Genomic DNA, 22,076 nt, shown 5'->3' with positions numbered 1-22,076 from the left:
ACGGGTACGACGACGGGAGCCGTGCTGGTTTCCGCGCGGGCGCGGCGTGGTGACTGGACATCAGGGAACGCGACCTCGGTGGTGAGAAACGGGTTAGACGGCCATCCCGTACACGATGGTGAAGAGCGTCCCCAGGGAGCCGATGATGAAGACTCCGGTCAGGCCGGCCACGATCAGGCCCTTGCCCTGTTCGGCGCTGAAGGTGTCGCGCAGGGCGGTGGCCCCGATACGCTGCTTGGCCGCGCCCCAGATGGCGATGCCGAGGCAGAGCAGGATGGCCACGGCCATCACGACCTCGATCATCACCTTGGCTTCGGCACCGAGGCTCCCGAAAGGCCCCCAGTTCGGGGCGATTCCACCGATGATGGTGGTGATGTCGCCCTTCTCGGCCGCCAGGTACATATAACTCACCGCCCCTGTTGGGTAGTTCGTCGCCCCTGCCAGACGGCATGGGTCGTCGACCTATCTTCGCTGATGAAACCGCTCGCGTGTGACGGCTTGACGGCTCTCTTTACCCGATCACCGCACAGTTGACCGATCCGACCGTCTTGACCTGCGACGGTGTGGCCGGTTTGTATGCGAAGACGCGTATGGTCACTCTGTGTATCACGGAGGGTGACTCCGGGCAATGATTGTCGTTGTGGCACCTTTGGGGCGGCGTCTTTCCGTTCCGTCCGGTTCGTCCACGCCCCGTCGGACGCCCGCCCACCTAGACTGGACGGCCGGGCGTACTGGCAGGGACCGAGGGGTGGTTGACGGTGCGTAAGGCGCGCGGGGTCTGGCTCGTGGCGGGCGGGGCGGTCGGGGTCTGCCTCAGCTTCGTCGCGCTGCTCGTCGTCGGGACGTTCTCCGCGGCCGCCGGGATGCTCGGCGCGGCCGGGAACGGGAAGGGCGGGGCCGTCGCGCTGGCCAAGGGGGCCGTGCCGGCGGCGTACCAGGGCCTGGTGCAGCAGTGGGGGAACCTGTGCCCCGCGATCAACCCCGCGCTGCTCGCCGCGCAGCTGTACCAGGAGAGCGGCTGGAACCCGACCATCGTCTCGCCCGCGAACGCCCGCGGCATCGCGCAGTTCATCCCGGGCACCTGGGCAGGGCACGGCATCGACGGGGACGGCGACGGGGACCGGGACGTGTGGGACCCGAAGGACGCGATTCCGTCGGCCGCCTCGTACGACTGCGAGCTGGCCGGGTACGTGAAGGACGTGCCGGGCGACCGGACGAACAACATGCTGGCCGCGTACAACGCCGGGGCGTACCGGGTGATCCGGTCCGGCGGGGTGCCCGCGATCAGCGAGACGCAGAACTACGTGCGGATCATCCGGTCCCTGGAGAAGAGCTTCGCCCGGCCCGTCGGCCGGGTCGATCCGTCCAAGCAGGCCGCCGGGGCGATCTACTACGCGCAGCAGAAGCTCGGCACGCCGTATCTGTGGGGCGGTACGGGCACGGCCGCGCAGAACGGGCGGTTCGACTGCTCGGGGCTCACCCAGGCGGCGTACGAGTCGGTGGGGATCACGCTGCCGCGGGTCGCCAACGACCAGTACAACGCCGGGCCGCACCCGGGCCGGGACGAACTGCTCCCCGGTGACCTGGTCTTCTTCTCGGACGACCTGACGAACTCCCGGGCCATCCGGCACGTCGGCATCTACGTCGGCGGCGGATACATGATCGACGCGCCGCGCACCGGCGCCGTGATCCGCTTCGACCGGATCGACACTCCGGACTACTTCGGGGCGACCCGGGTCACCAAGGACGGCGCCGCGGCGCTGCCCACCCATCTGCCGCAGCAATAGGCCGCGGCCGCGGAGCCGGGGACCCTCGGGACTCTCCGTGAGGCTCCGGCCCTGAGCTGCGACGGCCCGTCACCTTTCGATAACGTCGTAGTGATCTTGGGCGGAGAGCGGAACGCTGCCCTCGGGCGGATCGTTTCCGATCCGACCACTCTGACCACGGGGGTTGGACACCACCAACACGGAAGCAAGGGGCCGCAGCAGATGGCTGGACTCGCATCGGACGGTTCGAACCCCGATGTCAGCCTGCTCTACGACATCAACGGGCTGGCGAAGGCCGCCCCGCCGTGGTTCGACCGCGTCATGGAGTTCATCGGCGAGTACGGCATCGTGCTCGGCCTCCTCCTCGTGGTGCTCGGCTGCTGGTGGAGCGTGCGCAGGCGGGCCGCGACCGGTGACTCCGTCGCCGGCGTCGCCGGGCTGCTGTGGGCGCCGCTGGCGGCCGGCATCGCACTGCTCGTCAACATCCCGATCCGGGGCTTCGTCGAACGGCCCCGGCCCTTCAAGGACCACCAGGGCCTGGAGGTCCTGGTCCCCGGCAAGACGGACTTCTCGTTCGTCAGCGACCACGCGACCCTGACGATGGCCCTTGCCGTCGGCGTCTTCATCGCCCACCGGCGCTTCGGGCTCCTCGCCATCGGCCTGGCCCTCGCCGAGGGGTTCTGCCGGGTCTACATGGGCGTGCACTACCCGACCGACGTGCTCGGCGGCCTCGCCCTCGGCACCGCCGTCGCCCTGCTCCTCGCGCCGCTCGCGCTGGCCCTGCTGACCCCGCTGGTCTCCGCCGTCGCCCGCGCCCCGCGCGGCGCCCGTCTGGTCCGCTCCCGCCGTGCCGCCGAACGCCTCGCCGTCGCCGAGGCCCCGGTCGTCCCGGAGCCCCGCCTCGACGCCGGCGAGAGCGACCTCGCCGCCTGAGCCGGGCCCCCGGCTGTACCGAGACCCCCGCCACCACGGCGGGGGTCTCGTGTTCCAGGGCCTTCCAGAGCCTTTCCTACGCGGTACGGCTCCTACGCGGTACGGCCCGCCGCGGCCTGCTCCGTGTGTTCCGTCGCGTCCGTACGCGCACGGTCCCGGGATCTTCGTGCCGGGCCGCGCCAGCCGCAGCTGCAGCGGGCGAAGGCGAACGAACCGCGTTCCGTGGTCTCCGTGTGATGCGGCGCCTCGTCATGCACGTCAACACCGTACTGCGCGTGACGGGGCGTCCGGACCGTCGTTATCCGGTGGGCGGGATCCGGACAGCGGCGGCAGTTGTTGGGGGTTGGCAGGCGATGGTGGTGCGGAAGGGACACACGGGCGGGGCGTGGGCCGTCGCCGCGGCGCTGCTGGTCGGCGGCTGCGCAGGGGGCGGCGAGGACGACGCCGTCCCGGGCGGGGACGATCCGGCCGGCACCGTGCGCGCGGCGGCCGAGGGGCTGACCCGGGCCGGGTCCTCTCGGGCGAGCACCTCGATGGAGATGGCCACCGGCGGCACCCGGGTCACCATCCGGGGCGAGGGCAGTTACGACTTCCGGCGCCGCACCGGCGCCCTGCAGGTGGTGCTGCCCAAGGACGCCGCCGGGGAGAGCGAGCACCGGCCGATCACCGAACTGCTCGCGCCGGGCGCGCTGTACATGAAGAACCGGGGCGCCGGCGTGCCCGCCGACAAGTGGGTGCGGGTCGACACCACCACCCTCGACGACGGGAACCTGGTCACCGGCGGGGCCACCGACCCGGCCGCGGCGGCCGAGCTGCTGCGCGGCGCGCGGGACGTGACGTACGTGGGGGAGACCGAGCTCGCCGGCGTGAAGGTGTGGCACTACCGGGGGACGGCGGACATCGGCGAGGCCGCGCGGCTTGCCTCGCCGCAGGTGCGCGGGGCGCTCGCGGCGGCGGCGAAAGGGTTCACCACGGACACCGTGCCCTTCGACGCGTACCTGGACGCGGAGGGCCGGCTGCGCAAGGTGCGCCACCGCTTCAGCTTCAGCAATCAGGGCCGTACGGTCGCGGTCGCGTCGACCACGCTGCTCTACGGGTTCGGGGCGCGGGTCTCGGTGGAGCTGCCGGCGCGGAAGGACATCTACGCCGGGAAGATCAAGGCCTGACGGCGGGTGTCGGGCCATGGGCAAATGGTCCAGACGTGTCATGTGCGGTCCGTAGGGCCCTCCCTACGCTGGGAGACCGACGCCGGCAGGAAGAGGTGAAGGCACATGGCTCCGCCGCTCGGTACCGCGACCGTCGCGCTCGGGGATCCCGAGTGCGTGGCCCTGGCCGAAATCGAACTGTGCGGTGAGCTGATCATCGCGGCCTCCGCCGTCGACGGGGAGCGGCTGAGCGCCGACCGCATCGACGAGGTCCTCCGGGTCGGGGCCCCGGTCGGGGTTCCGGTCGGAGCCGTACCCCGCTGACCCCGCAGGTGCGCTCAGGTGCGCATCATGCGCGCGATGGCCTTCGTGGCCTCCTCGACCTTCGCCTCGATCTCGTCGCCGCCCTTGGTGGCCGCGTCCGCGACGCAGTGCCGCAGGTGCTCCTCCAGGAGCTGGAGGGCGAAGGACTGCAGGGCCTTCGTGGAGGCGGAGACCTGGGTGAGGATGTCGATGCAGTAGACGTCCTCGTCGACCATCCGCTGGAGCCCGCGGATCTGGCCCTCGATGCGGCGCAGCCGCTTCAGGTGCTCGTCCTTCTGCTTGTGGTAGCCGTGCACGCCGTGGTCGTGGTCCGTCGTCGGCTGCGCGGATTCGAGGGCGGTCTCGGGGGTGACCTCGGCCGCCGCCTCGGTGGTGGTCATCGCGTCCTCCCGCGGTCAGGAAAGAAAGGCTCAGAAAGGGTGTCTATACCCCTCGTGGGTATATGGTACCGATCCCCGCGAATCGGGGCGGGGGCCCGTGCAGATCACTGTGCCTGATGGGCGACACTGAAGGGACGCCGGTTAGCCGTGGCCGGATGATGCGCCTAGCATCAGCCTGACCGAATTCCAGCACCCCGAGGACCCCACGTGCGATTTCGTCTGACCCCCAGGGAGACGAGCTTCTACGACATGTTCGCCGCGTCCGCGGACAACATCGTCACGGGCGCCAAGCTCCTGATGGAACTGCTCGGAGCGGACTCCTCCGCCCGGGCCGAGATCGCGGAACGGATGCGGGCAGCGGAGCACGCCGGCGACGACGCGACCCACGCCATCTTCCACCAGCTGAACTCCTCCTTCATCACGCCGTTCGACCGCGAGGACATCTACTCCCTCGCCTCGTCCCTCGACGACATCATGGACTTCATGGAGGAGGCCGTCGACCTGGTCGTCCTCTACAACATCGAGGAACTGCCCAAGGGCGTCGAGCAGCAGATCGAGGTGCTGGCCCGGGCGGCGGAGCTGACCGCCGAGGCGATGCCGAACCTGCGGACCATGGCGAACCTCACCGAGTACTGGATCGAGGTCAACCGGCTCGAGAACCAGGCCGACCAGATCCACCGCAAGCTGCTCGCCCACCTCTTCAACGGCAAGTACGACGCCATCGAGGTGCTCAAGCTCAAGCAGGTCGTGGATGTGCTGGAAGAGGCGGCGGACGCGTTCGAGCACGTGGCCAACACGGTGGAGACCATCGCGGTCAAGGAGTCCTGAGGCTTCGTGGACACCTTCGCTCTGATCGTGACCATCGGTGTCGCGCTCGGCTTCACGTATACGAACGGATTCCACGACTCGGCGAACGCCATCGCCACCTCGGTGTCGACCCGTGCGCTGACCCCGCGGGCGGCGCTCGCGATGGCCGCGGTCATGAACCTCGCCGGTGCCTTCCTGGGCAGCGGCGTCGCCAAGACCGTCAGCGAGGGCCTGATCGAGACCCCGCAGGGCGACAAGGGGATGGGCATCCTCTTCGCCGCGCTGGTCGGTGCGATCCTCTGGAACCTGGTCACCTGGTACTTCGGGCTGCCCTCGTCCTCCTCGCACGCGCTGTTCGGCGGCATGGTGGGCGCGGCGCTCGCGGGCGGCACGGAGGTGATCTGGTCGGGCGTGCTCGACAAGGTCGTCATCCCGATGTTCGTCTCCCCGGTGGTCGGCCTCGTGGTCGGCTACCTGGTGATGTGCGTCATCCTGTGGCTCTTCCGCAAGGCCAACCCGCACAAGGCCAAGCGCGGCTTCCGCATCGCGCAGACCGTCTCGGCGGCCGGCATGGCCCTCGGCCACGGTCTGCAGGACGCGCAGAAGACGATGGGCATCGTGGTGATGGCCCTGGTCATCGCCGATGTGCAGGAAGCGGGCGACGCGATCCCGGTCTGGGTGAAGATCGTCTGTGCCGTGATGCTCTCGCTCGGTACGTACGCGGGCGGCTGGCGGATCATGCGGACCCTCGGCCGCAAGATCATCGAGCTGGACCCGCCGCAGGGCTTCGCGGCCGAGACCACCGGCGCCTCGATCATGTTCGGCTCGGCGTTCCTCTTCCACGCGCCGATCTCCACGACCCATGTCATCACCTCGGCGATCATGGGTGTGGGCGCGACCAAGCGGGTCAACGCGGTCCGCTGGGGCGTCGCCAAGAACATCATCCTGGGCTGGTTCATCACGATGCCGGCGGCCGCCATCGTGGCAGCGCTGAGCTACTACATCGTGGCGCTTTTTTTCGGGTGACGAGCGGCGCCACCCGGCCTTGCTGGGGGTCCGGGGGTTATCCCCCGGGGGATGCAGTATCACGATGCCGGCGGCCGCGATCGTCGCGGCGGTGAGCTACTACATCGTGGCGCTCTTCTTCGGGTAGCACCTCTGGAATGTGGTTGGGCCCGGCTCCCCTGTGGGGGAGCCGGGCCCTCTCGTTGTCGTACGGCGGCACCGCCATGCAGCGCCGTACGACGTGTTTATCCGAAGCGGCCGGAGATGTAGTCCTCGGTCGCCTGGACGCTCGGGTTGGAGAAGATGCGCTCGGTGTCGTCCAGCTCGATCAGCTTGCCGGGCTGGCCGACCGCCGCCAGGTTGAAGAAGGCGGTGCGATCCGAGACGCGGGCGGCCTGCTGCATGTTGTGCGTCACGATGACGATCGTGAAGCGCTCCTTCAGCTCGCCGATGAGGTCCTCGATCGCCAGCGTCGAGATCGGGTCGAGGGCCGAGCAGGGCTCGTCCATCAGCAGGACGTCCGGCTCGACCGCGATGGCGCGGGCGATGCACAGGCGCTGCTGCTGACCGCCGGAGAGGCCGGAGCCCGGCTTGTTCAGGCGGTCCTTGACCTCGTTCCAGAGGTTGGCGCCCTTGAGGGAGCGCTCGACGATGTCGCTGAGCTGGGACTTCTTGTACGAGCCGTTGAGCCGCAGGCCCGCCGCCACGTTGTCGAAGATCGACATGGTGGGGAAGGGGTTCGGGCGCTGGAAGACCATGCCGACGGTGCGGCGCACGGCGACGGGGTCGACCCCGGAGCCGTACAGGTTCTCGTCGTCCAGCATCACCTTGCCCTCGACGCGACCGCCGGGGGTGACCTCGTGCATGCGGTTCAGGGTGCGCAGGAAGGTGGACTTGCCGCAGCCGGAGGGGCCGATGAAGGCCGTCACGGAGCGGGGCTCGACGGTCATGGAGATGTCGTCGATCGCCTTGTGGTTGCCGTAGTACGCGGAGAGGCCGCTGACGTCGATTCGCTTGGCCATATCAATTCACATCCAGAGTGCCGCGGTCAGCGGCCGGTCTTCGGGGCCTTCCAGCGGGCGATGCCGCGGGCCACCAGGTTGAGGATCATGACGAAGGCGATCAGGACGAGCGCGGCGGCCCAGGCGCGGGCCACGGCGGCGTCGGTGCCGACCGCGTACTGCTCGTACACGTAGAGCGGCAGGGAGGACTGGGCGCCTTCGAAGGGGTTCGGGTTGATGAGCTTCGTACCGAACACGAGGAGGAGTACGGGGGCCGTCTCACCGGTGATGCGGGCGACCGCGAGCATGACGCCCGTGGTGATGCCGCCGATCGCGGTGGGCAGGACCACCTTCAGGATCGTGCGCCACTTGGGGATGCCGAGGGCGAGGGAGGCCTCGCGCAGCTCGTTCGGGACGAGCTTGAGCATCTCCTCGGTGGAGCGGACGACGACCGGCATCATCAGGATCGCGAGGGCCATCGCGCCGGCGAAACCGGAGGGGCCGAAGCCCAGGATCAGGTTCCAGGTGGCGAGGACGAAGAGGCCCGCGACGATCGACGGGATGCCCGTCATGACGTCGACGAAGAAGGTGACGGCGGAGGCGAGCTTCCCGCCGCCGTACTCGACGAGGTAGACCGCGGTCAGGAGGCCGATCGGGGCGGCGATCAGGGTCGCGATGCCGACCTGCTCGATGGTGCCGAGCAGGGCGTGGTAGACACCGCCGCCGGCCTCGGCGTCGAGGACGCCGTTCATGGAGTGGCTGAGGAAGTACGGGTCGAGGACCTCGATGCCCTTGCTGATCGTGACCCAGGCGAGGGAGAGCAGCGGGACGACGGCGAGGACGAAGCAGACCCAGACGAGGCTGGTCGCGACCCGGTCCTTGGCCTGGCGGGCGCCCTCGACCTTGGTGGTGATGGCGAAGGTGGCGAGGACGAAGATCAGCGCGGCGATCAGGCCCCACTGGACCTTGCTGTGCCAGCCGGCGCCGAGGCCGATGCCGATGCCCGCGGCGATGGAGCCGACGGCGATCGCGGCGGGGGTCCAGCGCGGGAGGTGGGCGTGGGCGAGCGGGCGGCGCGGGGCGACGGCCACCGGACGGTCCTGTACGGCGTGGCTCATGCGTTCGCCCCCGAGTACTCCTTGCGGCGCGCGATGATCATGCGGGCGGCGCCGTTGACCAGCAGGGTGATGACGAAGAGGACGAGACCGGAGGCGATCAGGGCGTCGCGGCCGAACTCGTTGGCCTCGTTGAACTTCGCGGCGATGTTCTGGGCGAAGGTGCCGCCGCCCGGGTCGAGCAGGTGGCCCGAGAGCAGGAAGCTGGGGGAGAGGACGACGGCGACGGCCATCGTCTCGCCGAGGGCGCGGCCCAGGCCGAGCATCGAGGCGGAGATGATGCCGGAGCGGCCGAAGGGCAGCACCGACATGCGGATGACCTCCCAGCGGGTGGCGCCGAGGGCCAGCGCGGCCTCCTCGTGCATCCGCGGGACCTGGAGGAAGACCTCGCGGGTCACGTTGGTGATGATCGGGAGGATCATGATCGCCAGCAGGATGCCGACGGTGAACATGTTGCGGGCGACGCCGTCGCTGGACTTGTCGAAGATGTACGTCCAGCCGAGGTACTGGTCGAGCCACTGGTTCAGGCCGTCGAGGTACGGCACCAGGAAGATCGCGCCCCAGAGGCCGTAGATGATGCTGGGCACGGCGGCGAGCAGGTCGACCACGTATGCGAGCGGCTTGGCCAGCTTGCGCGGGGCGTAGTGCGAGATGAAGAGCGCGATGCCGATGGCGACCGGCACGGCGATGAGCATCGCGATGATCGAGGAGACGATCGTGCCGAAGGCGAGGACGGCGATGCCGAAGACCGGCGGGTCGCCGGCCGGGTTCCACTCGAAGGTGGTGAAGAAGTTCGTGCTGTCGTCGGAGATCGCGAGGACGGCGCGGTAGGTGAGGAAGACCGCGATCGCGGCCATGATCACGAGGAGGGTGATGCCGGAGCCGCGGGACAGACCGCTGAAGACGCGGTCCCCGGGGCGGGTCGCGCTCTTGGCGCGCCGGCTCCTTTGTATGTCTGGTGTGGTGGAAGCCATCTGAGTTTCTCCGGTCTGCGGGGGCCGGTACGGACGGCGCGCGAGCGAGCTAGCTGCGGCGCGTACGTACGGTCCGGTCCCCTGGCGGCGGTGCACCGGATGCCGGGGACGGCCCCCCTACGGGAGATGAGGGGCCGTCCCCGGTCGGGGTCAGGACAGGGTGGGGACGATCTCGCGGACCTTGGCCGCGATCTCGGCCGGGAGCGGCGCGTAGCCGGCGGCGGGCAGGACCTTCTGGCCCTCCTCGCTGACGGTGTAGTTCAGGAACGCCTTCAGGGTCGAGAGGGTCTCGGCCTTGTTGCCCTTGTCGCAGGCGATCTCGTACGTGACGAGGGTGATCGGGTAGGCGCCCTCGGCCTTGGTGGCGTAGTCGAGGGACAGCGCCAGGTCGCTGCCGGTGCCCTTGATCTTCGCGGCGCCGATGGCCTTGGAGGCGTTCTCGGCGGTGGCGGCGACCGGGGCGGAGGCGCCGGTGTTGATGCTGACCGTGCTGATCTTGTTGGCGGTCGCGTAGGAGAGCTCGAAGTAGCCGATGGAGCCCTCGGCGTCCTTGACCGCGGTGGCGACACCGGAGGAGCCGTTGGCGGCCTGGCCGCCCTGGGCGGGCCACGACTTCGACTTCGGGTCGTACTTCCAGTCGGCCGCGGCGGCGGTCGAGAGGTACTTGCCCAGGTTCTGGGTGGTGCCCGACTCGTCGGAGCGGTGGAAGGCCTGGATGGTGGAGTCGGGGAGCTTGGCGCCCGGGTTCAGCTTGGCGATCGCCGCGTCGTTCCACTTGGTGATCTTGTTGTCGAAGATCTTGGCCAGGGTGGGGGCGTCCAGGACCAGGTTGTCCACGCCGTCCAGCTTGTAGCCGATGGCGATCGGGCCGCCGACCATCGGGAGGTTGACGCCCTTGCCGCCCTTGCAGATCTTCTGCGACTCGGCGACCTCTTCGTCCTTCAGGGCGGAGTCGGAGCCGGCCATGGCGACCTGGCCCTGGTTGAACTTGGTGATGCCGCCGCCGGAGCCGATCGGCTGGTAGTTGATCTCGACGCCGGAGCAGGCGGCCTGGAAGTTCTTCACCCACAGGTCCATGGCGTTCTTCTGCGCGCTGGAACCGGCCGCGAGCAGCTGGCCCTTGGCGCCGTCGCACTTGATGTTCGACGCGGCGGCCGAGGTCTTGCCGCCGTCCTTGGTGGGCTCGTTGTTGTTGTCCGAACCACACGCCGAGAGGACGAGCGCGCCGGAGACGACGAGGGCACCGATCGCGGAGGCGCGAAGCCCGTTCTTACGCGAAAGCTTCACTTTCGGCTGTTCCTTCCAGAAGTCGCCTGCCGTGGACCGTGGCGTCCTGAACGTTGTACGGCGGCGCGTGTCGGGGTGGTCGGTGCATCACTGGGTTCCGCACCGTGTACGACCGAAATTAGGCAGAACAGGTGAAGCGGTCGACGGAGGAGAGTGAACGGGAGGTGAACCATGCCGTAAGCCCGGGTGTGGTCGCTCGGGGGCGGATGCGGGCAGTGCCCTTTCGGTGACACGGCTCGTTGAGCTGGTACCGACCACGGTGCAAGGGGGGCAACATGCTCGACACGAGAGACCCGGAGAGGCCGTCCAGGACCTTTTCCCGCTGTTACGTGGCGCCGCAACTTCAGGTGTGGCTTGACAACGGCGGCACTGCGGAGGACTGGCTGCGTGGACGCATTCCCCTGATCTCGTATGCGCGGATCTCCGCGGACAGGCTGAGGGGTGATGCCATCGGTGTCGGCCGCCAGCATCGGAACAACACCCGGAGTGCAGAGGGCCTGGGCTGCGCCGTTGTCCTCCACTACGAGGACAACAACCTGACGGCGGCGAAGGAGACGGTCCTGCGTCCGGCGTTCCGCCGCATGTGCCAGGACATCATCCACGGTCATGAGCGGGAGACGAGGATTCCGGTCCGGGGGTGCGTCAGCGTCGAGCGCGAGAGGGTCTACCGGCTTCGGCGCGATCGCGTCGCCTTTCAGGACGCCTTGGTCATGGCCGGCGACGGGGTCTTTGTCGAGGGTGCCACGATGCTTGATCACCTTCCGGTCGGCGGTCCGACTCCGGGACCGGCGGAAGTGGACCGAGTGCGCACCCGTACGGCGAGGAGCCGCGCCGACCGTGCGGAGGAAGGCAGGGTCTTCGCGGGGCCCCGCCGGTTCGGCTGGCTGGGAGCGTCTGCGGAGCCGTACAGGCTCGGCAACAAGCACAGGGACGAGAGGGAGTGGCCATACCTGCTGGTCATGATCAAGGAACGGGCTGCGGGAAAGTCATGGCGGGGGATCGCCGGTGACCTGAACCGCCGGGGGGCCAGGACCGCAAGGGGAGGTCGGTGGTCCGAACAGGGGGTGAAGGCCCTTGTTGCCAATCCGGCCTGGTGGGGTGGCCGGATTCTCAGTGGCGCACTGGTGACGGATCCCGAGACGGGTGATCCGGTCATCGGGGAGTGGGATCACGCAGACGAAGCTCACGACGGGGTCGGCTACGAGACCTGGAACGGAATCATGAAGGAGGTACGGGCCGCCCGTCTGCACCGAGGCATGAGCCAGGGTGAAGGGGCGCATCGACCCGAGACAGCAGCGACTGCTCGAACGTACCTCTTCTCCGGCGTCCTTCGATGCGGAAGGCTCAATGACCTCGGCGAGGTCTGCCGTTCCAAGCTCTGCGGCAACAAGGCGACCGGAAGGAACGCGAAGTACGGGGACTACTACCGCTGCGGAGATCCCAACTGCAAGGGCGTCGGCCGGCGGGCGGGCGCCGTGGACGCGCACTTGGAGGATCTGGTCCTCGACCACCTCGATGAACACTTCTCGGGGGGCACGGCCGAGCCCGTCGCATGGCGCGGCGACAAGAAGCTGGCCGCGTTGCGAGGGACGCGGCAAGGCATCGAGGCGTCGCTGGCCACCGGGGATGCCGCGTGGTGTCGCGATGTCCGAGACCTGCTCGCGCGTGTCAACCGGAACATCGAGAGCCTGGAGGCCGAGTGGCGGGAGCATGTGGAGCTGCATGCCAAGGAGAACCTCCTGCGCGGCTGGAGCCGAGAGAAATGGCGCCCTCTCGAGGTGCGCGAGAAGCGGGAGGTGATCGCGCGGGTCCTCACGTCGGTGCTCGTCCTCCCCGTGCCAGAGGGTGTCAGCGACAAGGCTCCGTTCGACCCGTCCCTGCTCATCCCTTCATGGCACCGGGAGACGCCTGCCCGGCCCTCAGTGCCGTGAGCAATGCGTCGAGCAGTTCCCTGTCCCTGTCCCGGGTGACACGGGCCCGGGCGGCCTCCGGCGAGAGCCACAGCATCTGCGTGACTTCGCGGCTCGGTTCGAACGAGCCGTCGGTCGCTTCGGCCGCCCAGTAACGGACCTCCTTGGGGCGGTCCTGTACCAGGTACCGCACGGTGGGGAGCTCGATGCCCACGACGCAGGCCATACCGGTTTCTTCCCGTACCTCCCGCACCGCCGCCGCCAGCGCATCCTCCCCGTGCTTCAGCTTGCCCTTCGGGTGGGACCAGTCGGACCACTTCGGGCGGAAGACGAGGGCGATCTCGATGCCCTCGCCGGCCGGGGCCCGGCGCCACAGGACGCAGCCCGCCGCCAGGACGGGGGCAGGGGTGGTCACGGCACCGCCGCCGTGGCGCGGGTCCAGGCGCGCTGGAAGGCGAAGCGGGCGGCCTCGACCTCGTGGCGCTGGTCGGCGTGGAGGACGCCGAGGGCGTACGCGGTGGCCGGGGCGATCCGGGGGGTGCGGGCGGCGGCGGCCGCCGCGGCGGCGGCTTCGGCGGCGTCCCTGTGCCGGTCCAGGGCGCGGGCCGCCTCGTACAGCACCGGGTCGGGATCGGTGCCGCGCAGCACCTCGCCGGCGTAGCGGTGCAGCCGCAGCAGGCCGCGGGTCTGGTGCCAGGGGGCGTCCTGGGCCTCGCCGGCGGCGAGCGCGAGGGCCTCGGCGTTGTACGGGTGGGCGGCGCGGGCCAGCGGCAGGGCGCCGATCGCGTCGAGCAGCCGGTGCTCGACGACGCTCGCGGGCGCCTCAAGGACCTCTGCGGCGCGGGCGGCGCCGGCCGGGCCGAACGGCACCTCGGAGGCGAGCAGGGCGACGGCGTCGGCGACGGCGTGGAAGCGGGAGGAGCCGAGGGCCTGGAGGGCGGCGGAGTGGGCGCGGGTCCGGGCGAGGGTCAGCTGCCGTTCGAGCAGGGCGCCGGCCCGGGCGGCGCCGACGGCCAGGCCGCGGGCGGCGCTGTCCGCGCCGCGCGGGGCGGGCACGGGTCCGTCGCTCGACAGCCGGGACAGCGCGTCCACCAGGCGGACGAGCCGGGCGGTGCTGGCGTGCTCCAGGGCGAGGGTGCCGGAGAGCCAGGCCAGCTCGGCGCGGAGCTGGTCGGCCCAGCCGGGGTCGAGCAGCGGCCGGAAGGTGTGGAGAGTGCCGCTGATCCGGCGGGCGGCCGCCCGCAGGGTGCGGGCGGCCTCCTCGGAGCCGGCCGAGTCGGCGCCGCTCTCGGTGTGCAGCCGCAGGCCGCGGAGGAAGTCCGCGGCCCGCCCGTGCAGATAGGGGCCGAGCACCTCGCTCGCGGAGAGCTCGCCCGCGGCGGCCTCGGGCATGTAGACCTCGGGCGAGGTCGCGGACGGGGCCGCGGACCCGGACCGGGACCCGGACCCGGACCCGGAACCGGACGCGCCGGTGTCCGGCGCGATCGCCGCCGAGGTGATGTCAGGGTTGTGCACGCCGGCGCCTCCGCGCGTCGATGAGCATCTCCTGGACGTGCCGGAGCGGCTGGCCCTCGGGGTCGGTCGCGTGCCGCGTCCAGTTCCCGTCCGGGCCCAGGTGCCAGGAGGAGGTGGTGTCGGACATCCCGGTCTCCAGGAGCCGGGTCAGGGCGGCCCGGTGGGCGGGGTCGGTGACCCGGACCAGGGCCTCGATGCGGCGGTCCAGGTTGCGGTGCATCATGTCGGCGCTGCCGATCCACACCTCGGGCTCGCCGCCGTTGCCGAAGGCGAAGACCCGGGAGTGCTCCAGGAAGCGGCCGAGGATCGAGCGGACCCGGATGTTCTCGGACAGGCCCTCGACGCCGGGGCGCACGGCGCAGATGCCGCGGACCCAGACGTCCACCGGCACTCCGGCCTGGGAGGCGCGGTAGCAGGCGTCGATGACGGCCTCGTCGACCATCGAGTTGACCTTGATCTTCACGTACGCGGGCCGGCCGGCCCGGTGGTGGGCGACCTCCTTGTTGATCCGCGAGACCAGGCCGTCGCGGAGCGACTTGGGCGCGGTGAGCAGGCGCCGGTAGGTCTCGCGGCGGGAGTAGCCGGAGAGCCGGTTGAAGAGGTCGGAGAGGTCGGCGCCGACCTGCGGGTCGGCGGTGAGCAGCCCGAGGTCCTCGTAGAGGCGGGCGGTCTTGGGGTGGTAGTTGCCGGTGCCGACGTGGCTGTAGCGGCGCAGCGTCTCGCCCTCCTGGCGTACCACCAGGGAGAGCTTGCAGTGGGTCTTCAGGCCGACCAGGCCGTAGACCACGTGGCAGCCGGACTCCTCCAGCTTGCGGGCCCACTTGATGTTGGCCTGCTCGTCGAAGCGGGCCTTGATCTCGACCAGGACGAGGACCTGCTTGCCGGACTCGGCGGCGTCGATGAGGGCGTCGACTATCGGCGAGTCGCCGGAGGTCCGGTACAGCGTCTGCTTGATCGCGAGGACGTCCGGGTCGGCCGCCGCCTGCTCCAGGAAGGCCTGGACGGAGGTGGAGAAGGAGTCGTACGGGTGGTGGAGCAGCACGTCGCGCTCGCGCACCGCGGCGAAGATGTCGGGCGCGGACGCCGACTCGACCTCGGCGAGGTCGCGGTGGGTGCCGGCGACGAACTTCGGGTACTTCAGCTCGGGCCGGTCCAGGGACGCGATGCCGAAGAGGCCGGTGAGGTCGAGCGGGCCGGGCAGCGGGTAGACCTCGGCGTCGGAGATCTTCAGCTCGCGGACGAGCAGGTCGAGCACGTACGGGTCGATGGACTCCTCGACCTCCAGGCGCACCGGCGGGCCGAAGCGGCGCCGCATGAGCTCCTTCTCCAGGGCCTGGAGCAGGTTCTCGGCGTCGTCCTCCTCGACCTCCAGGTCCTCGTTCCTGGTCACCCGGAACATGTGGTGGGCCAGCACCTCCATGCCCGGGAACAGCTCCTCCAGGTGCGCGGCGATGACGTCCTCCAGGGGGACGTAGCGCTCGGGAGAGGCCTCCAGGAAGCGGGAGAGCAGCGGCGGCACCTTGACGCGGGCGAAGTGGCGGTGCCCGCTGACCGGGTTGCGCACGACGACGGCGAGGTTGAGGGAGAGCCCGGAGATGTACGGGAAGGGGTGCGCCGGGTCCACGGCCAGCGGGGTGAGGACCGGGAAGATCTGCTGGCGGAACAGGGTGAAGAGGCGCGCCTGCTCCTTCTCGGTGAGCTCGGGCCAGCGGATCAGGTGGATGCCCTCGTCGGCGAGGGCGGGGGCGACGTCCTGCTGGTAGCAGGCGGCGTGCCGGGCCATGAGTTCGCGCGAGCGGGTCCAGATGAGGTCGAGCACCTCGCGGGGCTGCAGGCCGGAGGCGGAGCGGGTGGCGACGCCGGTGGCGATGCGGCGCTTGAGGCCGGCGACCCGGACCATGAAGAACTCGTCGAGGTTCGACGCGAAGATCGCGAGGAAGTTGGCCCGCTCCAGGAGCGGGGTGTTCGGGTCCTCGGCGAGCTCCAGGACCCGCTCGTTGAAGGCGAGCCAGCTGCGCTCCCGGTCCAGGAACCGGCCCTGAGGCAGTTCGCCGCCGGAGCCGTCCTCCTCGTACGCGTCGAGGTCGGCGTCCAGGTCGGGCGCGAGGTCGCTCAGGGCGGCGCCGTTGACGGCGTGCGGCCGGTGTGCGGCTATGGAGCCGAGGGAGGGCTGCGTCTCGGGCTTCGCGGCCTTGTCGGGCGTCGTGACGGGCGCCGTGACGGGCGTCGTGCCGGACGCCTTCGCGGGCGTCTTCACGGGCGACTTGGCAGGCGTCTTCGCGGTCGTCTTCGTGGACGTCTTGGCGGACGACGGGGTGGACGACTGGACCGGGACCTCGGCGGGCTGCTGGCTCATGGCCCCATTCTTCCGCGCGAAGGGCTGGTCGGGCGCGTCGGAGCGGGCCGTGGGGGAAGGGAGTCTTCCTTTGGGAAGTCTGCCCCTCGGGTGGGCGGGCACGGAGCGCTTCATTGCGTGAGCGTCGCAAGCGCGTCTGAATGGTTGGTAACGGGGACGTGACGTGAGGGAATCGGGGGCGGGGCCGGGGCGGGGCCCCGCCGGGGGCGTTCCTACGGAAGCCGGGCGCGCAGGACCCGGAAGGCGGCGAAGGCCGCGAGGGCGGCGAGGGCGAGGAGGATGCCGGCCTCGATCAGCTGGGTGGGCCAGAAGTGGGAGTGCGGGTGGTAGTCGACGTACTGGCCGGTGACGTCGCGCTGGGCGAGACAGCGCTCGAACAGCTTCATTCCCCCGTCCTCCATGCTGTCCAGGCCGGGGATCCGTTCGACCTCGTCCCAGCAGACCGACTGGTCGAAGCGGGCGCCGGAGGACGTGAGCAGCCCCCCGTCCATCATCAGGCCGTTCTCCGGGGTCCACAGCGTCGGGCCCGCCGGGCCGGTGACCGTCTTCACCGGCAGGAAGGACCAGCGCAAGGCGCCCAGGACCAGCAGGACCACGCCCATGACCAGGCCGGTCACCGACATGGCGACGAGGGTGCGGCGGATCACCAGGCCGACGAGGGCGCCGACGGCGATGGCCGCGAGGACGTACGCGAAGAGCACGATGCCGTTCGCCTCGTACGGGCCGCGGTCGGCCCAGTTGAGGTTCCACACGCCGCCGACCCGGACCCAGCCGATCCGGTGGACGCCCATGAGGGCGAGCGTGGCCAGGAGAGCGACGGCGGTCGTGGTGAGGAGCTTGGCGCGGAGCCAGGCCGCCGGGCTCACCGACTGGGTGAGGGAGAGCCGGTACGTACCCGACTCGAATTCCCGGGCGACGAGCGGGCCCGCGACGAAGGCGCCGGCGAGCAGCGGCAGGAGGAGCAGGTACACGCCCGCGTACTCGATGCCCACGCGCAGCAGCTCGAAGGCGGTGTTGTCGTCGGGGGCGTAGTGCCCGCCGTCCTCGTAGTACCGGTCCGGGGTCTGGGCGTCCCAGATCCGCAGTCCGCCGATCACGCCGAGGGAGACGCCGACCGTCGCGACCGCCAGCCACAGCGTCCGGCGGTACTGGCGGACCGTCACCCAGTACGGGCCCTTGAGGGCGAGAGCGCTCACGCGGCGGCTCCTTCGGTGGTGCGGAGGTGGGCGAGGAGGACGTCCTCCAGGGAGGGTTCGCTGGTTTCCCAGGGGCCCTCGACGGGGCCCTCGTGGCGGATCAGCGCGGTGAGCTGGCGGCCCGTGGTGCGGGACTCGACGACCGTGTGCGGGGCGAGGTCGGCCACGGGGCCGGTGAGCAGGGTGTGGGCGGCGAGGAGTTCGTCGACGGCCCCGTCGAGGCGGATCCGCCCGCCCTGGAGCAGCAGGAGGTGGTCGCAGGCGCCCTCCAGCTCGGTGAGGATGTGCGAGGACATGACGACGGTGGTGCCGTGTTCGGCGGCGTCGGCCAGGAGCAGGCCCATCAGCTGGTGCCGGGCCAGCGGGTCCAGGTCCGCCATCGGTTCGTCGAGCAGGAGGAGTTCGGGGCGCTTGCCGAGGGCGAGGGCGAGGGCGACCCGGGTGCGCTGACCGCCGGAGAGGCGGCGTACGAGTGTGTCGGAGGAGAAGCCGCCGCCGTCGACGACCCGGCGGGCGGTGGTCTCGTCCCAGCGGCCCGGGTTCAGCTCGCGGCCCATCCGCAGGGTGTCCGCGACGGACAGCCGGGGGTGCAGCGGTTTGTCCTGCGCCACGTACGCCAGCTTCGCGCGGGGCGGGGCCGTGATCGTGCCCTCGGTGGGGCGGAGCAGGCCCGCCGCGAGGGCGAGGAGGGTGGACTTGCCGGCGCCGTTGGGGCCGACCAGGGCGCAGACGCGGCCGGCGGGGAGGGCGAGGTCGCAGTCGCGCAGCGCCCAGGGCCGGGCCCGTCCTCCGTACCGTACGCCGATGCCCTCCGCCCTCAGCGCGATGTCCTCACTCACATGTCCCCCTCGAAGAATTCGTTCAGTACGGATGTGAAGAGCGCGGCCACGTCGTCCCGCTCCAGGCCCGCCTCGCGCGCCCGCCGGGCCCAGTCGGCGAGTTCGCCGCGCAGCGGCGAGTCGGCGGGGCCGGTGGCGAGGGTGCCGAGGGTGGCGCGGACGAAGGTGCCGAGGCCGCGGCGGGCCTCGACCAGGCCTTCGCGTTCCAGCTCCCGGTAGGCCTTGAGGACCGTGTTCGGGTTCACGGCGGTGGCCTCGACGACCTCGCGGGCGGTCGGCAGCCGGTCGCCGGGCTCCAACAGGCCCATGCGGAGGGCCTGTTTGGTCTGCTGGACGATCTGGAGATAGGTGGCGACCCCGCTGCGGCGGTCGATCCGGTAGGCGAGCACGTGTGCTTGCACCACCCTTTCACTAATCAAGTAGTGAAAGGGTGGTGCAAAGAAGGGGGCGGTGTCAACCGCCCCCTCGCTCCGCCGTACTGACGGGGTCTCAGGACTCCGTGCGGTACATCAGGTCCACCTCGTGGGTCCGGAAGCCCAGGCCCTCGTACACCCGCACCGCCGCCGTGTTGTCGGCGTCCACGTACAGCATCGCCGTCGGCAGCGTCTCCGCCGCCAGATGCCGCAGGCCGATCGCCGTCAGCGCCTTGCCCAGGCCGCCGCCCTGCGCGCCGGGCAGCACGCCCACCACGTACACCTCGCCCAGCTGCTCCTCGGCGTGCACCTTCGTCCAGTGGAAGCCGACCAGCCTCCCCTCGCGCTCCGCCAGGAAGAAGCCCTTCGGGTCGAACCACGGCTCCGCGATCCGGTCGTCCAGGTCCCGCTGGGTCAGCGACCCCTGCTCGGGGTGGTGGGCGAAGGCCGCCGCGTTCACCGCGAGCCACGCCGCGTCGTCCTGACCCGGTACGAAGGTGCGCACCGTCACGCCCTCGGGCAGCACCGGCTCCGGAATGTCCAGCGGCACCAGCGCCCGGCGCAGCTGGCGCAGTTCGCGGAACAGGGTCAGGCCGAGCACCTGCGCGAGGTGCCGGGCCGCCGACTTGCCGCCGTGCGCCCAGACCCGCAGCCGCTTCCCGGACGCGTCGAGCAGCGCGGTGCCGAGCGCCCGGCCGTGCCCGCGGCCCCGGTGCGCCGGGTGCACCACCAACTCCGCGGCCGGCGCCTCCACCGGATCGGTCTCCTCCAGCTGGGCGTAGCCGTACAGATGCGGGCCGACCGTCAGGAGGAAGTGCCGCACCCCCTCCCGTCGCCCGTGCCGCAGATACAGCCGCCCCTGCTCCGACACGGCGTGCACGCCGTCGGCGCGGTCGGCGGCCTCGAGGAGGTCGAGGACATCACTGATCTGCTCGGGGCTCAGCTCTTCGTAACTCTTGATCTGCCGTCCGGGTTCGAGGGCCGGCGCCGCGTCGGAAGTCATGCCTCCGAGCGTACGGCGGGGGCGCGGCGGCCTGTGGGAGATCACCCGGAGACTGTCAGGTAGGGAGGGCCGGGGGCGGCGAGACGTGAGCAAAGTCAACCAGCTCGTAACCCGCACCCCCCTGTTGCGCTACGCGCGTTGACCCTAGGCTGCGCGGGCAACACCGGAGTCGTTCAGGGAACTGGGGAGAAATGGCAGCGACACGGAAGAAGAACAAGGCGGGGCGGCGGATCCTCGCCCTCGGGGCGGGACTCGCCACCGTCGGCGCGCTCGTGGCGGCGATGCCGGCCGGCGCCTCGCAGGACCGCGCCGCGGACGCCGGGTACGGCAACGGCAAGGGCTGGGGGCGGATGGTCGACGTCCAGCTCCTCTCCTTCAACGACCTCCACGGCAACCTGGAGCCGCCGACCGGCTCCTCGGGGCGCCTCACGCAGCTGAACGAGGACGGCACCACCAAGACCATCGAGGGCGTCGGCGGCGTCGAGTACCTCGCCACGCACCTGCGCCAGGCCCGTCAGGGGAACCGTTACTCCATCACCGCGGCCGCGGGCGACATGGTCGGCGCCTCGCCGCTGGTCTCCGGCCTCTTCCACGACGAGCCGACCGTCGAGGCGCTGAACAAGCTGAAGCTCGACGTCACCTCCGTCGGCAACCACGAGTTCGACGAGGGCGGGCGCGAGCTCGCCCGTCTGCAGAACGGCGGCTGTCACCCGGTCGAGGGCTGCTACGAGGAGGGCAGGACCTTCTCCGGCGCGCACTTCCCGTACCTCGCGGCGAACGTGACGGACGAGAAGACCGGCCGTCCGATGCTGGACCCGTACTACATCTGGGAGCGCGACGGCATCAAGATCGGCTTCATCGGCGTGACCCTGGAGGGCACGGCGGACATCGTGAACGCCGACGGCATCAAGGGCCTGAAGTTCGGCGACGAGGTCGAGACGATCAACAAGTACGCCAAGGTGCTGGAGCGCAAGGGCGTGAAGTCGATCGTCGCGCTGCTCCACGAGGGCGGCATGCCGGCCTCCGGCGCGTACAACTACGACTGCGACACCCCGGGCGCGGGCGCCGGCATCTCCGGCCCGATCGTGGAGATCGCCAAGAACGTCACCCCGCAGGTCGACGCCCTGGTCACCGGCCACACCCACCAGTCGTACGCGTGCACCATCCCGGACCCGTCCGGCAAGCCGCGCACCGTCACCTCGGCGGCCTCCTTCGGCCGGCTGTACACCGACACGACGCTGACCTACGACCGCCGTACGAAGGACATCGTCCGCACCGCCGTCGCCTCCGCGAACCACGTCGTCACCCGTGACGTGACCCCGGCGAAGGACATGACCGACCTGATCAGCCGCTACAAGACGCTGTCCGCGCCGGTCGCGAACCGTCCGGTGGGTCACATCTCGGCCGACATCGAGAACCCGCTCCCGGACCCCAAGAAGCCGTTCGCCGACGTCGAGAGGCCGGCCGGCAACCTGATCGCCGACGCGCAGCTGGAGGCCATGGCCCCGGCGGACAAGGGCGGCGCGCAGCTCGCGCTGATGAACCCGGGTGGCATCCGCATGCCGCTGACCTACGCGCAGTCCGGTGGTGAGGGCGACGGCGTGGTGACCTACGCCGAGGCGTACGCCGTCCAGCCGTTCACCAACATGATGACGACGGTCGACCTGACCGGCGCCCAGCTGATCACCACGCTGCAGCAGCAGGTCAGCGGCGCGAACCTGGCCGCCCCGAAGTACCTGCAGGTGTCGAAGGGCTTCACGTACACCCTGGACACGACCAAGACCGGCGCGGACCGGATCGTGGTCGACTCGGTGAAGCTGAACGGCGAGGCGATCGACCCGGCGAAGACCTACCGGGTCGCGATGAACGAGTTCCTGGCGGCCGGCAGCGACGGCTTCCCCGTGCTGAAGGAGCACAAGAACAAGCTGGTCGGCGCCTCCGACCTGGACGTGCTCGTCGCCTACATGACCGCCCACTCCTCGGCGAGCGCCCCGCTGGCGCCGCCGGCGCTCGGCCGGATCACGATCGTGAAGTAGTCACTGCAGTAGTCATCGCAGTAGTCATCGCAGCAGTCAGAGGGGCGGTGTCCGCGTGGCGGGCGCCGCCC

Annotated in this window: 21 protein-coding genes; 8 read left to right on the top strand and 13 right to left on the bottom strand. The window is 70.5% G+C overall.

The features are described from left to right. Positions 1-93: 93 nt before the first annotated feature. Positions 94-402 carry a hypothetical protein gene (locus KV205_RS28150; protein WP_046908545.1) on the bottom strand — a complete coding sequence of 103 codons (309 nt, stop codon included), beginning with the start codon at positions 400-402 and terminating at the stop codon, positions 94-96. 356 nt (positions 403-758) lie between these two features. On the opposite strand from KV205_RS28150, the gene KV205_RS28145 reads away from it, so the two are divergent. The 4 genes from KV205_RS28145 to KV205_RS28130 all read left to right on the top strand — a co-directional run bounded on the left by KV205_RS28145 (position 759) and on the right by KV205_RS28130 (position 4,168). Then, on the top strand, positions 759-1,787 hold the full coding sequence (locus tag KV205_RS28145) for a bifunctional lytic transglycosylase/C40 family peptidase (protein ID WP_308404104.1): 1,029 nt from the start codon (positions 759-761) through the stop codon (positions 1,785-1,787). Positions 1,788-1,988: 201 nt separating this feature from the next. Beyond that, positions 1,989-2,699 (top strand): phosphatase PAP2 family protein, encoded by a 711-nt coding sequence (locus KV205_RS28140; RefSeq protein ID WP_265867463.1) that lies wholly within the window; start codon positions 1,989-1,991, stop codon positions 2,697-2,699. Between the two features lie 353 nt (positions 2,700-3,052). Beyond that, positions 3,053-3,865, top strand: a complete 813-nt coding sequence (locus KV205_RS28135) for a hypothetical protein (RefSeq protein ID WP_265867462.1) — start codon at positions 3,053-3,055, stop codon at positions 3,863-3,865. A gap of 105 nt (positions 3,866-3,970) precedes the next feature. Beyond that, the gene (locus KV205_RS28130) at positions 3,971-4,168 is read left to right on the top strand and encodes a hypothetical protein (protein WP_265867461.1); all 198 of its coding nucleotides are present in this window, start codon (positions 3,971-3,973) and stop codon (positions 4,166-4,168) included. A 14-nt stretch (positions 4,169-4,182) separates the two neighbouring features. Here KV205_RS28130 and KV205_RS28125 read toward each other — a convergent pair whose 3' ends face one another. Beyond that, complete coding sequence (locus KV205_RS28125) at positions 4,183-4,548, bottom strand: metal-sensitive transcriptional regulator (RefSeq protein WP_265867460.1); 366 nt, start codon at positions 4,546-4,548, stop codon at positions 4,183-4,185. A 207-nt stretch (positions 4,549-4,755) separates the two neighbouring features. Between KV205_RS28125 and KV205_RS28120 the strand changes: the two genes are divergently transcribed. After that, entirely contained in the window at positions 4,756-5,376 is a 621-nt protein-coding gene (locus KV205_RS28120; RefSeq protein ID WP_265867459.1) for a DUF47 domain-containing protein, read from the top strand. Positions 5,377-5,382: 6 nt separating this feature from the next. After that, positions 5,383-6,381 (top strand): inorganic phosphate transporter, encoded by a 999-nt coding sequence (locus KV205_RS28115; RefSeq protein WP_265867458.1) that lies wholly within the window; start codon positions 5,383-5,385, stop codon positions 6,379-6,381. A gap of 224 nt (positions 6,382-6,605) precedes the next feature. Here the strand turns inward: KV205_RS28115 and pstB are convergent, their stop codons facing one another. The 4 genes from pstB to pstS form a co-directional block, all read right to left on the bottom strand. Beyond that, positions 6,606-7,382 (bottom strand): phosphate ABC transporter ATP-binding protein PstB, encoded by a 777-nt coding sequence (gene pstB / locus KV205_RS28110; protein WP_265867457.1) that lies wholly within the window; start codon positions 7,380-7,382, stop codon positions 6,606-6,608. A gap of 26 nt (positions 7,383-7,408) precedes the next feature. After that, positions 7,409-8,479, bottom strand: a complete 1,071-nt coding sequence (gene pstA / locus KV205_RS28105) for a phosphate ABC transporter permease PstA (RefSeq protein WP_265867456.1) — start codon at positions 8,477-8,479, stop codon at positions 7,409-7,411. Beyond that, positions 8,476-9,450 carry a phosphate ABC transporter permease subunit PstC gene (gene pstC, locus KV205_RS28100; RefSeq protein ID WP_265867455.1) on the bottom strand — a complete coding sequence of 325 codons (975 nt, stop codon included), beginning with the start codon at positions 9,448-9,450 and terminating at the stop codon, positions 8,476-8,478. Before pstC ends, pstA begins: the two co-directional genes overlap by 4 nt. 150 nt (positions 9,451-9,600) lie before the next feature. After that, the gene (pstS, locus tag KV205_RS28095; protein ID WP_265867454.1) at positions 9,601-10,737 is read right to left on the bottom strand and encodes a phosphate ABC transporter substrate-binding protein PstS; all 1,137 of its coding nucleotides are present in this window, start codon (positions 10,735-10,737) and stop codon (positions 9,601-9,603) included. A 275-nt stretch (positions 10,738-11,012) separates the two neighbouring features. On the opposite strand from pstS, the gene KV205_RS28090 reads away from it, so the two are divergent. Continuing rightward, the gene (locus tag KV205_RS28090) at positions 11,013-12,668 is read left to right on the top strand and encodes a recombinase family protein (protein WP_265867453.1); all 1,656 of its coding nucleotides are present in this window, start codon (positions 11,013-11,015) and stop codon (positions 12,666-12,668) included. Here KV205_RS28090 and KV205_RS28085 read toward each other — a convergent pair. The 7 genes from KV205_RS28085 to mshD form a co-directional block, all read right to left on the bottom strand. Further along, positions 12,619-13,062, bottom strand: a complete 444-nt coding sequence (locus KV205_RS28085) for an NUDIX hydrolase (protein ID WP_265867452.1) — start codon at positions 13,060-13,062, stop codon at positions 12,619-12,621. The two genes, KV205_RS28090 and KV205_RS28085, sit on opposite strands and share 50 nt — an antisense overlap. After that, positions 13,059-14,039 (bottom strand): CHAD domain-containing protein, encoded by a 981-nt coding sequence (locus KV205_RS28080; protein ID WP_265867481.1) that lies wholly within the window; start codon positions 14,037-14,039, stop codon positions 13,059-13,061. The genes KV205_RS28085 and KV205_RS28080 overlap by 4 nt, the downstream gene beginning before the upstream one ends. Before the next feature lie 109 nt (positions 14,040-14,148). Beyond that, entirely contained in the window at positions 14,149-16,632 is a 2,484-nt protein-coding gene (locus tag KV205_RS28075) for an RNA degradosome polyphosphate kinase (protein ID WP_265867451.1), read from the bottom strand. Between the two features lie 98 nt (positions 16,633-16,730). Next, a complete protein-coding gene (locus KV205_RS28070) occupies positions 16,731-17,714 on the bottom strand; it encodes an ABC transporter permease (RefSeq protein ID WP_265867450.1) in 984 nt (327 codons plus the stop codon). Then, positions 17,711-18,553 carry an ABC transporter ATP-binding protein gene (locus KV205_RS28065; protein ID WP_265867449.1) on the bottom strand — a complete coding sequence of 281 codons (843 nt, stop codon included), beginning with the start codon at positions 18,551-18,553 and terminating at the stop codon, positions 17,711-17,713. Before KV205_RS28065 ends, KV205_RS28070 begins: the two co-directional genes overlap by 4 nt. After that, positions 18,550-18,972, bottom strand: coding sequence for a GntR family transcriptional regulator (locus KV205_RS28060; protein ID WP_274710929.1), 423 nt, complete (start codon positions 18,970-18,972; stop codon positions 18,550-18,552). The genes KV205_RS28065 and KV205_RS28060 overlap by 4 nt, the downstream gene beginning before the upstream one ends. Positions 18,973-19,042: 70 nt before the next feature. Then, the gene (gene mshD / locus KV205_RS28055; RefSeq protein ID WP_265867448.1) at positions 19,043-19,969 is read right to left on the bottom strand and encodes a mycothiol synthase; all 927 of its coding nucleotides are present in this window, start codon (positions 19,967-19,969) and stop codon (positions 19,043-19,045) included. A 191-nt stretch (positions 19,970-20,160) separates the two neighbouring features. On the opposite strand from mshD, the gene KV205_RS28050 reads away from it, so the two are divergent. Next, positions 20,161-22,005, top strand: coding sequence for a bifunctional UDP-sugar hydrolase/5'-nucleotidase (locus tag KV205_RS28050; RefSeq protein WP_265867447.1), 1,845 nt, complete (start codon positions 20,161-20,163; stop codon positions 22,003-22,005). The last annotated feature ends 71 nt before the right edge of the window (positions 22,006-22,076 follow it).

It is taken from the genome of Streptomyces sp. SKN60 (assembly GCF_026236535.1).
Taxonomy (GTDB): Bacteria; Actinomycetota; Actinomycetes; order Streptomycetales; family Streptomycetaceae; genus Streptomyces.
Note: the sequence above shows the minus strand (reverse complement) of the source record. Positions and strands in the feature narration are given on the sequence as shown.